A 14,435-nucleotide genomic window follows, 5' to 3' on the forward strand; every position below is an offset into this window, starting at 1 on the left:
GTAGAAGAAACAGAGGAAGTATCTGAAGAAGAACTAGTAGCGGAAGCAGAAGAAGCAACGGAACCAAAACTTCTAGAAGATACAACGATTACAGAACAAACTGTTATTGTTGAGCAAGAAACAATCGATTTGAAAGAAGAAAACGATGTGTTCGTGCCAACTTCAGAAGCAGATGAGCAAACGAAGAAAGATGTTCAAGACTTTGCAAATGTCTTAATAGAAGAGGTAGAAGAAAAGAAAGCAGTTGTTGAAGAAAATTCTGCTCCTGCTAAGCAAAAAGAAGAGCCGAAGCGTGAGAAAAAACGTCATGTACCGTTTAATGTTGTGATGTTGAAACAAGATAGAAAGAAACTAATGGAAAAATATGCAGCAAGAATGAATACAGCGCAAGCTCCTGTAGGACAACGGATAGAAGAGAAAGAGACAATGCAACAAGCAGCAGTGGAATCTCAAGTAGAAGAAAGACTAGTGCAACAAGTCGTAGTGGAATCTCAAGTAGAAGAGAGACCAGTACAACAAGTCGCAGTGGAACCACAAGTGGAAGAGAGAGCAATGCAACAAGTCGTAGCGGAATCTCAAGTAACAGAACAACCTGTTCAACAAATGAAAGTGTCAGCACCTGCTTCAAATGTAGAAGTACAAGAAAAAGCATACGTTGTAGCGCAAAGAGTGAATGATGTGCGTAATGTACTGCAAACGCCGCCTGAATATGCGATGCCACCATTAACATTGTTGACAATTCCGAGTCAAGCAGCGTTAGATAATACGGAATGGTTAGAAGAACAAAAAGCGTTATTAGATACGACGTTTAATAATTTCAATGTTGGAGCTCATGTTATTAATGTTTCACAAGGACCGGCGGTAACTCGCTTTGAAGTACAACCTAATCCTGGTGTGAAGGTAAATAAAATTACAAACTTAAGCGATGATATTAAGCTGAACTTAGCTGCAAAAGATATTCGAATTGAAGCACCGATTCCAGGGAAAAGTGCAATCGGAATTGAAGTTCCGAATAAAGAAAGTAAACCTGTATTCCTAAGAGAGATTTTAAGAAGTCCTGTGTTTACACAGAGTGAATCACCGCTTACAGTTGCACTTGGGCTTGATATTTCTGGGGCACCGATTGTAACGGACATTCGAAAGATGCCACATGGACTGATTGCTGGTGCGACTGGTTCAGGGAAAAGCGTGTGCATTAATGCGATCTTAACGAGTATTTTATATAAAGCGAAACCACATGAAGTGAAATTGATGCTAATTGATCCAAAAATGGTTGAGCTTGCACCATACAATGCTGTTCCGCATCTTGTAGCACCTGTTATTACAGATGTGAAAGCAGCTACAGCAGCGTTAAAGTGGGCAGTTGATGAGATGGAACGTCGCTATGAATTGTTTGCACATGCTGGAGCTCGTGATTTAACTCGCTATAATACAATTGTAAGTGGACGAGAAATTCCAGGTGAGACATTGCCATATATCGTCATTGTTATTGATGAGTTAGCTGATTTAATGATGGTTGCTCCTGGCGATGTTGAGGAAGCAATTTGCCGCATTGCACAAAAAGCACGTGCTTGTGGTATTCATTTATTAGTTGCAACGCAGCGTCCATCTGTAGATGTTATTACAGGGTTAATTAAATCAAATATTCCAACGCGTATTGCGTTTACAGTATCATCTCAAGTGGATTCACGTACAATTATTGACATTGGGGGCGCGGAAAAATTACTTGGCCGCGGTGATATGCTATTTTTAGGAAACGGTACGTCTAAACCAGTTCGTGTGCAAGGCGTATACGTATCAGATGATGAAATTGAAAAATCAGTTGAACATGTGAAAAAACAAATGAAACCAAACTACTTATTTAAGCAAGAGGATTTATTGGCGAAAACAGAGCAACATGAAGCCGAAGATGAACTGTTTGTTGATGCATGTCAATTTGTTGTAGAACAAGGGGGGGCGTCCACATCTTCTGTACAGAGAAAATTCCGCATCGGTTATAATCGTGCGGCACGTCTTATTGAAGAGATGGAAGCACAAGGGATTATTTCTGAAGCAAGGGGAACAAAACCAAGAGATGTCCTTATTTCAGAGGATGAATTTGCTGCTATGCAGGAAACGAATGTATAGGAAGCGGTTTTGCTGTATACTAAGAGAAAATGTTGGATAGTAAAGTAGGGAGTAAACGACATGAAAGAAATTGAATTAAAATTAAAAGGTGAAATGAATCGACTAACAAATAAAACATTTAAATTTGATGAACGAGTTGGAGAAGGCTGGTTCTCTGCCGTTTACTTTTTAAAAACTCGTGATATTATTCAAGAATTTCGCCCGAAAAGTGTTGTAACGATGCAATTCTTCCAAAAAGAACATGCGGTACTTTGCGGAACAGATGAAGTGTTAGCATTGTTACAAACATTCGCTGAACATCCAGAAGAGCTTGAGATTCATTCTTTAAAGGATGGAGACAAAATTCAGCCGTTTGAAACAGTTTTAACAATTACAGGACCTTATGAATATTTCGGGTTTTTAGAAGGTGTAATCGATGGGATTTTAGCTCGTCGTACATCTGTTGCAACAAATGTATATAATGTTGTACAAGCTGCTCGTAGCGGTGAAAAAGAAAAACCAGTTATTTTCATGGGAGACCGTGATGATCATTATACACAGCAAGCTGGTGATGGGTATGCTGCGTATATTGGTGGCATGAGTGCACAAGCAACACATGCAATGAATGAATGGTGGGGTAAGAGTGGAATGGGGACAATGCCACACGCATTAATTCAAATGTTTAATGGTGATGTTGTAGAAGCTGCAAAAGCATATTATAAAAAGTTTCCAGAGGATGACCTCGTTGTACTGATTGACTATAACAATGATGTGATTACAGATGGACTTCGCGTTGCACGCGAATTTGGTTCAGAATTAAAAGGCGTGCGCATTGATACATCACGTACAATGATTGATCAATATTTCATTCGTCATCCAGAAGTACTTGGAACATTTGATCCGCGTGGTGTAAATCCATCCCTTGTTTTCGCGCTTCGTAAAGCGCTTGATGAGGAAGGATTCCAGCATGTAGATATTGTTGTAACTGGTGGATTTGATGAAAAACGTATTCGTGAATTTGAAGCGCAAAATGTTCCTGTAGATTTATATGGAGTAGGCAGCAGCTTATTAAAAATGAACATTGGCTTTACAGGTGATAACGTGGAATTAAATGGTAAACCGGAGGCGAAAGCTGGACGTAAATACCGTCCAAACCCACGTCTAGAGCTTGTTCAATTAGAAAAAAGAGAAGAAATATAAGAAGAGGAGAAACTGATAGGAAATTGACCCTATCAGTTTTTCTGTTATCATAGTATCACGGCTTGTTTTTTGCTATAATAGGTTTGTTATGGACATAAAAGAAGTACGTACGTGTTTATCCCGATTGGCGAGAGCAAATCATGAATGGAGAGAAAAACGGCATTGATGAAAGTTCCGCTTTATCGAAAATGTATGATGATTACCAAAATAAGAAAAGATTCATATACTGTCTTATAGATAGGCCGTTGTATTAGTTCGAAATGTTGGAGGTTCTTTAAGATGACAGTTTACCATTTTGTAGGAATTAAAGGGACAGGAATGAGTTCATTAGCACAAATTCTTCATGACATGAAGCATACTGTTCAAGGGTCTGATTATGAAAAGCGTTTCTTTACACAAACAGCATTGGAAAAGCGTGGTATCTCCATCCTTCCTTTTGATAAAAACAATGTAAAAGAAGGACAAGTGATTATCGCAGGAAATGCATTTCCTGATACGCATGAAGAGATTGTGGCAGCAAAAGAATTAAATATCCCAGTACACCGTTACCATCATTTTTTAGGGGATCTTATGAGTAAGTATACAAGTGTTGCGGTAACAGGTGCGCATGGAAAAACATCAACGACAGGTTTATTAGCCCATGTAATGCAAGGTGCAAACCCAACATCTTACCTTATTGGAGATGGAACAGGGCATGGGGTAGAAAATAGTAAGTATTTTGTGTTTGAAGCTTGTGAGTATCGTCGTCATTTCTTGTCGTATTATCCAGACTATGCAATTATGACAAATATTGATTTTGATCATCCAGATTACTTTGCAGACATCAATGATGTATTTAGTGCATTCCAAGAGATGGCATTGCAAGTGAAAAAAGGGATTATTGCATGTGGTGATGATGAAGAACTTCAAAAAATTCAAGCGAAAGTACCTGTTATTTTCTATGGATTTGGTGAAGATAATGATTTCCAAGCTCGTAACATTCAAAAGAGAACAGACGGTACTGTATTTGATGTATTCGTTCGTAATACGTATTATGAAACGTTCAAAATTACAGGATACGGAAATCACAGCGTATTAAATGCATTAGCAGTTATTGCGCTTTGCCATTATGAAAATGTTGATGTAGAGGTAGTAAAACATCAACTAACTACTTTTGAAGGCGTAAAACGTCGCTTTAATGAAAAACCGATGGGAGAACAAGTCATCATCGATGATTATGCACACCATCCGACAGAAATTAATGCAACGATTGAAGCTGCTCGTCAAAAGCATCCAGAGCGTGAAATTGTCGCTGTCTTCCAGCCGCATACATTCTCACGTACAGAAAAATTCTTAGATGAGTTTGCAGAAAGTCTAAGCAAAGCTGACCAAGTATATTTATGTGATATTTTTGGATCAGCACGTGAAAACAAAGGTGACTTAACAATTCAAGATCTGCAAAAACGTATTGATGGTGCAGAATTGATTACTGATACAACAACGAATGTATTAAAGAAACATAAAAACGGCGTTCTTATTTTCATGGGCGCAGGTGATATTCAAAAATTCGAAGCGGCTTACGTGAAAGAAGTGCAAGTTGCAGAGAAGTAAGAAGAAAGGCGCACAGCTGAGCTGTGCGTCTTTTTTTGTGTGCTGTTGGGGCTTGTGCTGGTGTCGAATTTAGTCAGTAAGTCGATATTCCTTGTTGAAACGTCGATATAATTGGAGTTACGATCGATATATTGAAAAATCGCTGATAGATTGGTGCCTCACCAATCTATTTTTACGTGTTGACCTAGAGTTAACTCTAGGTTGTAAGATAAGAATGTGAAAAACAAGGGGGAGATAATATGTATAAGATTGGTGAAGTAGCAGAGTTAACGGGGATGAGTATTCATACGCTTCGCTATTATGAAAAGTTAGGATTATTACCACCACCAACACGAAATAGTGGTATTCGCCAATATACAGAGGCTGATGTACGCTTATTAAAATTTTTATATTCGTTAAAACAAACGGGTATGTCACTAGAAGAGATGGGGGAGTTTGCAAGTGATGGATGCATTATAGAAGAAATTAGGCAAAGAAAAGAGGAAGTGCCAGCCAAAATAAAAAAACGTATTATGATTTTAACGAGTCATTTGGAACGCTTAAAAGAACAGCAAGAGCAACTAGAGCGTGTAGTAGAACTAACAGAGGATAAATTAGAAATTTATTATGGTTTCTTAGAAGGCAAAGCCTTGGAGGATGACAATGAAAAATAAAGTGTATCTTCAGTTGCTAGGTTTTGCACTCTTTACGGGCGGGACATTTAATGTATCGAAATACGCAGTACAATATTTTTCAGCGGTTCACATTGCCGCGTGGCGTTTTGGAATCGCTGCTTTTGTGATGCTATGTATTTTGATAGTAAGAAAGAACTTTGAACGAGAAATATGGAAACAAAATATTGGCTATTATGTTTTGCTAGGTTTAGTTGGTGTATTTGGTTTTAACTTCTTTTTCTTCCTAGGAATGAAACATACAGAAGCGATAAATGGTTCGCTTATTATGGCAACGAATCCGCTTGTTACAACAATATTGGCAAGTGTAATTTTGCGAGAACGAATTGTAAAACGGCAAGCTATCGGAATGTTATTTGCACTGCTTGGAGTCATTTTCGTTATTACGCAAGGGGCGTTTTCAGCGCTACAAAATTTAGCATTTTCAAAAGGTGATTTCTATATTTTATTAGGGAATATTTGCTGGGGTTTATATGGTGTGCTAGGTAGAAAGTTTATTAAGAACGGGAACCCGCTGCAAACAACAACATATACAATGACGGTTGGAGCGCTTGCTTTTATTATGGTATCTTTCATGCAGAAAAGTGTAGTGCCAATTCCAGAAGTTCCTCTATTCGCATGGCTATCTATCTTATTTATGGCGATCGGAATGAGTGTACTTGGTTACCTCTGGTGGAATAAAGGAATCGCGCAAATTGGAGCGGCAAAAACCTCTTTATTCTTTAATTTAGTTCCTGTTGTTACGATGCTTATTTCTTTTGCCGAAGGAGTAAATATAACAACTGCACAATGTCTAGGAATGATTTTAGTTATTACAGGAGTCCTATATTCTTCAGGTTTTCTTGCCATAAAATCAAAAAGAGAAAGCATGAATGTATAACATTTTTTATCTGTAAATGTTAGAATAATAAGAAAATATAAAAGGGGATAACGAAATGTTTGCACTTCGAGTCGATGATGAAATTGAACTGCAATTGTTAGAAAAACATCATAAAGAAGAGTTATATCAATTAGTAGATCAAAACAGGGAGCATTTAAGAAAATGGCTTCCGTGGGTAGATGGGACAAAATCCGCTGATGCATATGACGAAATTCTTCCGATGTGGCTAAAGAGATTTGCGGCTGGAGACGGTTTTGAGACAGGGATACGTTATAAAGGAAAGCTTGTTGGGATGGTAGGGATTCACGAGATAAGTTGGGCAAAGAAAGCAACGAGTCTTGGGTATTATCTTGCAGAAGAAGCAGGAGGAAAAGGAATTATGACGCGAAGTGTAAAAGCGGTGCTTCGCTATGCGTTTGAAGAATTACAATTGAATAAGATAGAAATTCGTTGCGGGATAGACAATCAGAAAAGCCGCGCAATTCCAGAACGTTTAGGTTTTAAGTTAGACGGCATTTTAAGAGAGGAAGAATGGCTATATGACCATTTTCATGATATCGCTGTCTATAGTTTACTAGCTTCAGAATGGAAGGAGATTCGATGAATAATACTGTTTTTATTACACCATATGAAAGTAAGTACCAATCGGAAGTGGTTGATTTAATCGTTCACATTCAGCAAAAAGAATATAATGTGCCAATTACAAAGGAAGAGCAGCCAGATTTACTAGAGATTGAGGAGTTTTATCAAAGAGATAACGGCAATTTTTGGGTGGCAACATATGATGGTAAAGTAGTTGGAACTGTAGCCTTATTGGACATTGGAAATAAGCAAGTAGCTTTAAGAAAAATGTTTGTGAAAAAAGAATTTCGAGGCAAGGTGTCGGGGGCGGCGAGCATGTTACTCCAAACAGCTATCTCTTGGGCGAAAGAAAGAGGCTTAGAAGGTATTTATTTAGGAACGACAGTGCAATTTTTAGCGGCGCATCATTTCTACGAAAAAAATGGATTTCAGAGTATCAAGATGGAAGAGTTACCAGAGAGTTTTCCCGTGCTTCAAGTAGATAAGAAATTTTATAGGTATGGTTTATGAAAAATAGAGATCATTCAAATGGAGAATGATCTCTATTTTTTTGTTAATGAACATGTCGAATATGGTATTATTTAGGTAAGAGGTGATAGTATGAACTTTCCTATCCAAAGAAGCAAGCCAATTATGATTTTGGTAAGTGTGATGTTAATTCTTATGGTTGTTTATCCAATCGGAATGTTTATAATCAACAAAGGAAACTGGGGATCAGCACTGATTGGAATGGCAATTTGTTTCATTGTCAATGTCCCTGTTGTTTGGGAAGCGTTTATTAAAAAACATACTGTAGAAAATGGTGTACTAAAGTACGGGATATTAAATGATGACATTGCACTATCCGATGTCAGAGTTGTCCGCCAAGTTGGAAAATCACTCGAAATTACAACAAACCAATACAAAGTGCATATGATCGCTATGCCGCAAAATAAAGAAAAGTTTTTGGCACTCATTCAAGAAGCAAATCCACATGTAAAAATAGATGTGAGAGCATAATGGAAGGCGGGTAACGAAACATATTAGACTGTTATTTTATTTCGAAATATTGATGGTGCAGGTCCTTTGTATTCGATAGCAGTAGGTATTTTAGCAGTTGTACTTTTGTTTTATCCCGCTATTTGCGGGCAGTAAGACCCCCACCTCAAAATTCAGCAAAAGCAAAGAAGTTAGGTGGGGGATCAACTGACCGTAAAAGCCCGATTCGTTCAACTAATAATCAGTGGGGGATGAAGAAAATCCCCCACTGATTAAAGTTTCACTTTATTATCATGCTCGTCAAATAAGAAGTAAGGAGCAGAAAATTGAAAAGTGCAATATGTAAAAGAACGCTCCCTTCAAAAGGAACGTTCTTTTATTTTTATTTTAAGTTCTCAGGATTTAAAGCTTCTAATTCAGGTACAACGAAGCGTCCGTCTTTACGGATTAATACGTCGTCGAAGTAGATTTCACCGCCGCCGTATTCAGGGCGTTGGATACATACTAAATCCCAGTGGATGTTAGAGTTGTTGCCGTTCCATGCATCGTCGTAAGCTTGTCCAGGAGTGAAGTGGAAGCTGCCGTCGATTTTTTCATCAAATAGGATGTCGCCCATTGGATGTAAGATGTATGGGTTTACGCCGATTGCGAACTCACCAACGTAGCGCGCGCCTTCATCTGTATCAAAGATTTTGTTGATGCGTTCTGTATCGTTTGCAGTTGCTTCAATGATTTGGCCATTCTCGAATTTAAGTTGTACATTTTCAAATGTATAACCATTGTAAGGTGATGGTGTATTGTAAGAAACTGTACCGTTAACAGAATCGCGAACTGGTGCAGAGTATACTTCACCGTCTGGAATGTTTAAATGACCAGAACATTTAATAGCTGGAATGTCTTTAATAGAGAATGTTAAGTCAGTTCCAGGGCCAGTTAAGCGAACTTTATCTGTTTTATTCATTAATGCAACAAGGCTATCCATTGCCTTATCCATTTTACCGTAATCTAAGTTACATACTTCGAAGTAGAAGTCTTCAAAAGCTTCTGTGCTCATTTTTGCAAGTTGTGCCATAGATGCATTTGGATAGCGAAGAACAACCCAGCGTGTTTTTGGAACACGGATGTCTCTATGTACTTTTTTACCAACTGTTTGACCATGGATTTTCATGCGTTCACTTGGAACGTCTGCTTGTTCGTTAATGTTATCGCCTGAGCGAAGACCGATGTAAGCATCCATGTCTTTCATTACGCTTGCTTCATATGCAGCGATTTGCTCGAAGTGTTCTTCAGTAGCACCCATTAATAAAGAGCGGTCTACTTGATGATCTTTTAATGAAACGAATGGGAAACCACCAGCTGCATATGCTTCTTTTACAAGTGCAGTTACAAGTTCTTTTTGTAAACCAAAGTTTTCGATTAATACTTTTTCGCCCTTTTGTAAGCGGATTGAGTAGTTAATTAAATTATGCGCTAACTTTTCAATACGTGGATCTTTCATATGTAAAGCCTCCCTACTAATTGTGTATCCTTTCTTATTGTAACCTACTTGCTGGAATTTGTTTAATGATTTATGTTACATTTGACGAATAAGTATGAAAATTCTAATGGAACTACAAGGATTAGAACGAAACAGAAAATGATTGTATAATAGGAGAAAGTATGAAAAAGATAAAGGAAGTGATGAGATGCAAGTTCTTTTATATGTAAGTGCAGCTATTATTGCAGTTGCTTTCGCTGTATTGGTGGTATATGCATGCAGAACGTTATTATCGGTTCAAAAGACGCTTGAAAACGTCGCAAGCACGCTAGAAGGATTAGAGAAGCAAATGCAAGGGATAAGCGTAGAAACGGAGCAATTATTACATAAAACGAACGCGTTAGCTGATGATATTCAACAAAAGTCCCAGTCATTAAATAAAGTAGTAGAAGGTGTAGATGGAATCGGAACGACAATTCATTCTTTAAATACGAAGCTTCGGAATGTATCGGATTCTGTTACGAATGAAATTGAGAACAATGCGGATAAAGTAGCGCAAGTTGTACAATGGAGTAGTGCGGCGATTGAAGTATATAATCATTTTCGAGCGACTAGACAAGAGAAAAAGCTAGAAAAAGCGGAGAAGAAGTTAGAGAAAGCAGAAAAGAAAGAGAAGCGCTCTAGACTTCCAATTCGGATGAGAGGTGAGTAACGTGAGCATGACAAAAATTGAAACAATGGAAGAATTTGAAGCATTATTAGAACAGCCAGAGCCATATATTCTTTTCAAACATAGTACAACATGCCCAATTAGCCACGGCGCATATACAGAATTTCAGGCGTATTGTAATGAGGCAAAAGAAACACCAGCATATTATTTATTCGTACAAGATGCGAGAGAGGTTTCGAACCGTATTGCAGAACACTTCGGTATTAAACATGAATCTCCACAAGTGCTATACATAAAAGATGGGATCGCAGTATGGCATACGTCCCATTGGAATATTAAGAAGTCAGCTTTAGAAGAGAATGTGAAGTAGGGAGAAGCAAGCGAATATGCTTGCTTCTTTTTATGGAAATGATTTAACGCGGGCTCTTACGTTTAAGAAGATACAAAAGGGTTTCTTGGAAATTCTTTTGTTTTTTTTCGTTATTCAATATTTTATCGAGTTTTGCAAAACCTACAACTAAGCGAATATCCCTGTTTTCTAAAAAAAGCTGCATATATTTAGCGAATAAAGGTTGAAACCAGTGTTCATTTCTTAAACGCTTTAAATTTTCATTGATTTTCTCTTCTGTTGGAAAACGCTCTGCAGCTTCCAATTGAGTGATGAGATTTCCTAAAATCTCGAGTAACGTAGTATCCATAACACACGTCCTTTCTCTCATATATTATGTATATAGGATTAGAAATAGTATGTTCTTCATTTCTTAGTAGTGTCGAAAATGGAGTTGCTTACTGCAATATGACATAGTAGCGTAAGCTTTTAATTTTTGTTATTTATTCTCTTCATATCGTATGAAAACCTTCAAATATATTTTTGGAATGGATGGTAACAAAGCTTTTTTCCTAAGGAAATAAGAGAACGATTCCGAGTGCAATGTATATCATGTGACAACCTCACGTCTATTCGATATAATAAGTTAGCTTAAACGTGATAATACAAGTAATGTAACATATATAAACAATTTTGAAAGAGGTGGCTTTCTTATGGCATCACAAGAATTAGATCGTTTACGTTCTCAAATTGACCAAATGAATCTACAAATTTTAGAATTACTAAATGAAAGAGGTCGTCTTGTTCAAGAAGTCGGTAAATTAAAAGAAGTGCAAGGTGTAAAACGATTTGACCCTGTACGTGAAAGAAGCATGCTTGATTTAATTGCAGAAAATAACGATGGACCATTTGAAACATCGACTCTTCAGCACATTTTTAAACAAATTTTTCAGTCAAGCCTGGAATTACAAGAAGATGATCACCGCAAAGCGCTTCTTGTTTCACGTAAGAAGAAAGCAGAAGATACAATTGTTGATATAAAAGGTGAAAAAATTGGCGATGGTAATCCGCATTTTATTATGGGGCCATGTGCAGTAGAAAGCTATGAGCAAGTACGTCAAGTTGCCGAAGCGATGAAAGAACAAGGTTTAAAATTGATGCGCGGTGGTGCATTTAAACCTCGTACATCTCCTTATGATTTTCAAGGTCTTGGTGTAGAAGGACTGAAGATTTTACGCCAAGTTGCAGACGAATATGATTTAGCCGTTATTAGTGAAATCTTAAATCCAAATGATATTGAAATGGCATTAGATTATGTAGATGTCATTCAAATTGGAGCGCGCAATATGCAAAACTTTGAACTGCTTAAAGCTGCGGGTGCTGTGAAAAAACCAGTATTATTAAAACGAGGTTTATCCGCAACAATTGAAGAGTTTATATATGCGGCAGAATATATTATTGCACAAGGGAACGGCGATATTATTTTATGCGAGCGCGGCATCCGAACATATGAGAAAGCAACGCGTAACACGCTAGATATTTCCGCTGTTCCGATTTTAAAGAAAGAGACGCATTTACCTGTTGTAGTCGATGTAACGCATTCTACAGGGCGTCGTGATCTTCTGTTACCGACTGCAAAAGCAGCGATGGCAATCGGAGCTGACGCGGTTATGGCTGAAGTGCATCCTGATCCAGCTGTTGCGTTATCAGATTCAGCACAACAAATGGATATTCCAGAATTCAATGAGTTTATGAAAGAATTAAAAGCATTTCGCGGTAGATAATAGATCATTCTTTTTTCGTCTATGCGACATTGGTTGCATAGACTTTTTACAGAAAATATCCTTTTTTGTATAAAAAATACGAAAATACGAGAAAAGAAGCGAATTTTTTCGAAACTTTTGCGGGAAAATATTGTATGAGCCTGTATTTTTATCGTATCATTAGTAAAAGGACTCGGGACGATTGGCGACATCTTCAAATAGAGTTGATGTCTTTTTTTCATTCAAGTGAACCGATACATAAAAATAGATAACATAATATAGAAGGAGTGTGCAAAGAGATGAACGTAACAATCTATGATGTAGCGCGCGAAGCAAACGTTTCAATGGCAACCGTATCACGTGTTGTAAACGGTAACCCAAACGTAAAACCTACAACAAGAAAGAAAGTATTAGAAGCAATTGATCGCTTAGGATACCGTCCAAATGCGGTAGCACGTGGACTAGCAAGTAAAAAGACAACTACAGTAGGTGTTATTATTCCAGATATCTCAAATACGTTTTATGCAGAACTTGCACGCGGAATTGAAGATATCGCAACAATGTATAAATATAACATCATTTTGAGTAACTCTGATCAAAATAAAGAAAAAGAGTTCCACTTATTAAATACAATGCTTGGGAAACAAGTGGACGGGATTGTATTTATGGGTGAAGATATTACAGACGCCCATGTAGAAGAGTTTAAAAAGTCTCCAGTACCAATCGTACTAGCTGCATCATTTGATGAGCAAAATGAGACGCCATCAGTAAATATTGATTATACACAAGCAGCTTATGATGCAATGAAGCATTTCCTCGAAAAGGGTCATAAACGTATCGGCTTCGTATCTGGTCCTTTCATCGACAAAGCGGGAAGTGCAAAGAAATTACAAGGTTATAAAAAGGCTTTAGAAGAAGCTGGTATTGCATATGATGAAGAGCTTGTAATTGATGGAGATTACACATATGACTCAGGTCTAGAAGCATTTGAAAAGCTTTGGGGACTTGATCAAAAACCAACAGCAATCTTCGTGTCTTCAGACGAAATGGCATTAGGTGTAATCCATGCGGTACAAGATGCTGGACTAAATGTACCAGAAGACATAGAAGTACTTGGCTTTGATAACACACGCCTTGCATTAATGGTGCGCCCACAACTGTCAACAGTTGTACAACCAATGTATGACATCGGTGCAGTAGCAATGCGTCTATTAACAAAATATATGAACAAAGAAAAAGTAGAAGATCATACAGTTATCTTACCTCACCGTATTCAATTTAGAAATTCAACGAAGTAAGAATAGAAAGAACTCGCAGCGTGGTGCTGTGAGTTTTTTTGTTTCAATCATACGTCGCTTAAGAGTAATTTTCCCTATTACAACGCAATGTCATGTATAATAGAAAGAAAAGGGTTGTGAGGGGAGGAGAAGAAATGATCGTTCTTTGGATAATTACGCTTTGCATGACTGCTTTTTTTGCTTATATGACGTTAAAACAAAATGGTTTAAAGCGATTTATTCCAGGAAGTATTCTTGCCGGAATTGCCCTTATCACGTATGTAACTTCTATTTTTATAAAAAATGTTTCAGTCAGCTTGAGTGCAAATTTTGTATTTGTAGGAATTACATTATTTGCAGGTTCAATTATGGTATTAATGGTTGCCGGTATTATTTTGTTCATTCATATGAATTCTGAAACGTTATAAGATATAAAAAAGGCATGTCCCACCGGGCATGCCTTTTGTCCGTTCAATTATGCGTTGTCTTTTGAAGCATTTTGTTGTTTCAATAGGTCGCGAATTTCGCCAAGAAGTATTTCTTCTTTTGTTGGTTTTGGTACTTCTTCTTTCTTTTCTTCTTCTTTTTTGAATGCTAATTTATTGAACAGCTTAATGAATAAGAAGATAGAGAATGCGATAATTAAGAAGTCAACAACCGTTTGAATGAATACACCGTATTTTACAACAGCCTTTCCAAATGTAAAGGAAAGCCCTGTGAAGTTTACTCCACCAAGTAGTAATCCAACTAATGGCATGATAACATCGCCTACTAATGAAGAAACAATTTTACCAAATGCACCACCGATGACAACCCCGACAGCTAAATCTAGGACGTTCCCTTTTAAGGCGAACTTTTTAAACTCGTTCCACATGTATAATTCCCATCCTTTCTACGATTCACTATGAAATTT

16 protein-coding genes are annotated in these 14,435 nt (G+C 37.5%); 13 read left to right on the plus strand and 3 right to left on the minus strand.

Features of this window, described 5'->3' with window-relative positions; genetic code table 11:
- The 8 genes from V7183_RS22280 to V7183_RS22315 form a co-directional block, all read left to right on the plus strand.
- Positions 1–2,127, plus strand: a 2,127-nt coding sequence (locus tag V7183_RS22280; RefSeq protein WP_335360872.1) for a DNA translocase FtsK, incomplete at its 5' end; no start/stop codon positions are given.
- Between the two features lie 60 nt (positions 2,128–2,187).
- On the plus strand, positions 2,188–3,306 hold the full coding sequence (locus V7183_RS22285) for a nicotinate phosphoribosyltransferase (protein WP_335360873.1): 1,119 nt from the start codon (positions 2,188–2,190) through the stop codon (positions 3,304–3,306).
- Positions 3,307–3,585: 279 nt separating this feature from the next.
- Positions 3,586–4,896: a UDP-N-acetylmuramate--L-alanine ligase gene (murC, locus tag V7183_RS22290; protein WP_335360874.1), complete on the plus strand. Its 1,311-nt coding sequence runs from the start codon at positions 3,586–3,588 to the stop codon at positions 4,894–4,896.
- 239 nt (positions 4,897–5,135) lie between these two features.
- Entirely contained in the window at positions 5,136–5,549 is a 414-nt protein-coding gene (locus V7183_RS22295; RefSeq protein WP_335360875.1) for a MerR family transcriptional regulator, read from the plus strand.
- Entirely contained in the window at positions 5,539–6,447 is a 909-nt protein-coding gene (locus tag V7183_RS22300; protein WP_335360876.1) for a DMT family transporter, read from the plus strand. The genes V7183_RS22295 and V7183_RS22300 overlap by 11 nt, the downstream gene beginning before the upstream one ends.
- 55 nt (positions 6,448–6,502) lie before the next feature.
- Positions 6,503–7,051 (plus strand): GNAT family N-acetyltransferase, encoded by a 549-nt coding sequence (locus tag V7183_RS22305; RefSeq protein ID WP_335360877.1) that lies wholly within the window; start codon positions 6,503–6,505, stop codon positions 7,049–7,051.
- Positions 7,048–7,539, plus strand: a complete 492-nt coding sequence (locus V7183_RS22310; protein ID WP_335360878.1) for a GNAT family N-acetyltransferase — start codon at positions 7,048–7,050, stop codon at positions 7,537–7,539. The genes V7183_RS22305 and V7183_RS22310 overlap by 4 nt, the downstream gene beginning before the upstream one ends.
- Positions 7,540–7,629: 90 nt before the next feature.
- The gene (locus V7183_RS22315; RefSeq protein WP_335360879.1) at positions 7,630–8,028 is read left to right on the plus strand and encodes a PH domain-containing protein; all 399 of its coding nucleotides are present in this window, start codon (positions 7,630–7,632) and stop codon (positions 8,026–8,028) included.
- A 361-nt stretch (positions 8,029–8,389) separates the two neighbouring features.
- Here V7183_RS22315 and V7183_RS22320 read toward each other — a convergent pair whose 3' ends face one another.
- The gene (locus V7183_RS22320) at positions 8,390–9,505 is read right to left on the minus strand and encodes an aminopeptidase (protein WP_097899536.1); all 1,116 of its coding nucleotides are present in this window, start codon (positions 9,503–9,505) and stop codon (positions 8,390–8,392) included.
- Between the two features lie 142 nt (positions 9,506–9,647).
- Between V7183_RS22320 and V7183_RS22325 the strand changes: the two genes are divergently transcribed.
- Positions 9,648–10,196, plus strand: a complete 549-nt coding sequence (locus tag V7183_RS22325; protein ID WP_335360880.1) for a DUF948 domain-containing protein — start codon at positions 9,648–9,650, stop codon at positions 10,194–10,196.
- A 1-nt stretch (position 10,197) separates the two neighbouring features.
- The gene (ytxJ, locus tag V7183_RS22330) at positions 10,198–10,524 is read left to right on the plus strand and encodes a bacillithiol system redox-active protein YtxJ (RefSeq protein WP_335360881.1); all 327 of its coding nucleotides are present in this window, start codon (positions 10,198–10,200) and stop codon (positions 10,522–10,524) included.
- A 43-nt stretch (positions 10,525–10,567) separates the two neighbouring features.
- On the opposite strand, the gene V7183_RS22335 is transcribed toward ytxJ, so the two are convergent.
- On the minus strand, positions 10,568–10,852 hold the full coding sequence (locus V7183_RS22335) for a hypothetical protein (protein ID WP_335360882.1): 285 nt from the start codon (positions 10,850–10,852) through the stop codon (positions 10,568–10,570).
- Between the two features lie 343 nt (positions 10,853–11,195).
- Here V7183_RS22335 and V7183_RS22340 point away from each other — a divergent pair, with 343 nt between their 5' ends.
- The 3 genes from V7183_RS22340 (at position 11,196) to V7183_RS22350 (ending at position 13,950) form a co-directional block, all read left to right on the plus strand.
- A complete protein-coding gene (locus V7183_RS22340; RefSeq protein WP_097899540.1) occupies positions 11,196–12,266 on the plus strand; it encodes a bifunctional 3-deoxy-7-phosphoheptulonate synthase/chorismate mutase in 1,071 nt (356 codons plus the stop codon).
- Positions 12,267–12,532: 266 nt separating this feature from the next.
- Positions 12,533–13,543, plus strand: coding sequence for a catabolite control protein A (ccpA, locus tag V7183_RS22345; protein WP_438825192.1), 1,011 nt, complete (start codon positions 12,533–12,535; stop codon positions 13,541–13,543).
- Positions 13,544–13,677: 134 nt separating this feature from the next.
- Positions 13,678–13,950: a DUF3917 domain-containing protein gene (locus V7183_RS22350; protein WP_097899542.1), complete on the plus strand. Its 273-nt coding sequence runs from the start codon at positions 13,678–13,680 to the stop codon at positions 13,948–13,950.
- 47 nt (positions 13,951–13,997) lie between these two features.
- Here the strand turns inward: V7183_RS22350 and mscL are convergent, their stop codons facing one another.
- A complete protein-coding gene (gene mscL / locus V7183_RS22355) occupies positions 13,998–14,396 on the minus strand; it encodes a large conductance mechanosensitive channel protein MscL (RefSeq protein WP_097899543.1) in 399 nt (132 codons plus the stop codon).
- Positions 14,397–14,435: the final 39 nt, after the last annotated feature.

Source organism: Bacillus sp. JJ1127, assembly GCF_036965845.1.
In the GTDB taxonomy this organism is placed as follows: Bacteria; Bacillota; Bacilli; order Bacillales; family Bacillaceae_G; genus Bacillus_A.

What these genes read in the sequence shown, in the direction of transcription:
- V7183_RS22285 (WP_335360873.1), top strand. Translation starts at nt 2,188, where the DNA reads ATGAAAGAAATTGAATTAAAATTAAAAGGTGAAATGAATCGACTAACA.
- murC (WP_335360874.1), top strand. Translation starts at nt 3,586, where the DNA reads ATGACAGTTTACCATTTTGTAGGAATTAAAGGGACAGGAATGAGTTCA.
- V7183_RS22295 (WP_335360875.1), top strand. Translation starts at nt 5,136, where the DNA reads ATGTATAAGATTGGTGAAGTAGCAGAGTTAACGGGGATGAGTATTCAT.
- V7183_RS22300 (WP_335360876.1), top strand. Translation starts at nt 5,539, where the DNA reads ATGAAAAATAAAGTGTATCTTCAGTTGCTAGGTTTTGCACTCTTTACG.
- V7183_RS22305 (WP_335360877.1), top strand. Translation starts at nt 6,503, where the DNA reads ATGTTTGCACTTCGAGTCGATGATGAAATTGAACTGCAATTGTTAGAA.
- V7183_RS22310 (WP_335360878.1), top strand. Translation starts at nt 7,048, where the DNA reads ATGAATAATACTGTTTTTATTACACCATATGAAAGTAAGTACCAATCG.
- V7183_RS22315 (WP_335360879.1), top strand. Translation starts at nt 7,630, where the DNA reads ATGAACTTTCCTATCCAAAGAAGCAAGCCAATTATGATTTTGGTAAGT.
- V7183_RS22320 (WP_097899536.1), bottom strand. Translation starts at nt 9,505, where the DNA reads ATGAAAGATCCACGTATTGAAAAGTTAGCGCATAATTTAATTAACTAC.
- V7183_RS22335 (WP_335360882.1), bottom strand. Translation starts at nt 10,852, where the DNA reads ATGGATACTACGTTACTCGAGATTTTAGGAAATCTCATCACTCAATTG.
- V7183_RS22340 (WP_097899540.1), top strand. Translation starts at nt 11,196, where the DNA reads ATGGCATCACAAGAATTAGATCGTTTACGTTCTCAAATTGACCAAATG.
- V7183_RS22350 (WP_097899542.1), top strand. Translation starts at nt 13,678, where the DNA reads ATGATCGTTCTTTGGATAATTACGCTTTGCATGACTGCTTTTTTTGCT.
- mscL (WP_097899543.1), bottom strand. Translation starts at nt 14,396, where the DNA reads ATGTGGAACGAGTTTAAAAAGTTCGCCTTAAAAGGGAACGTCCTAGAT.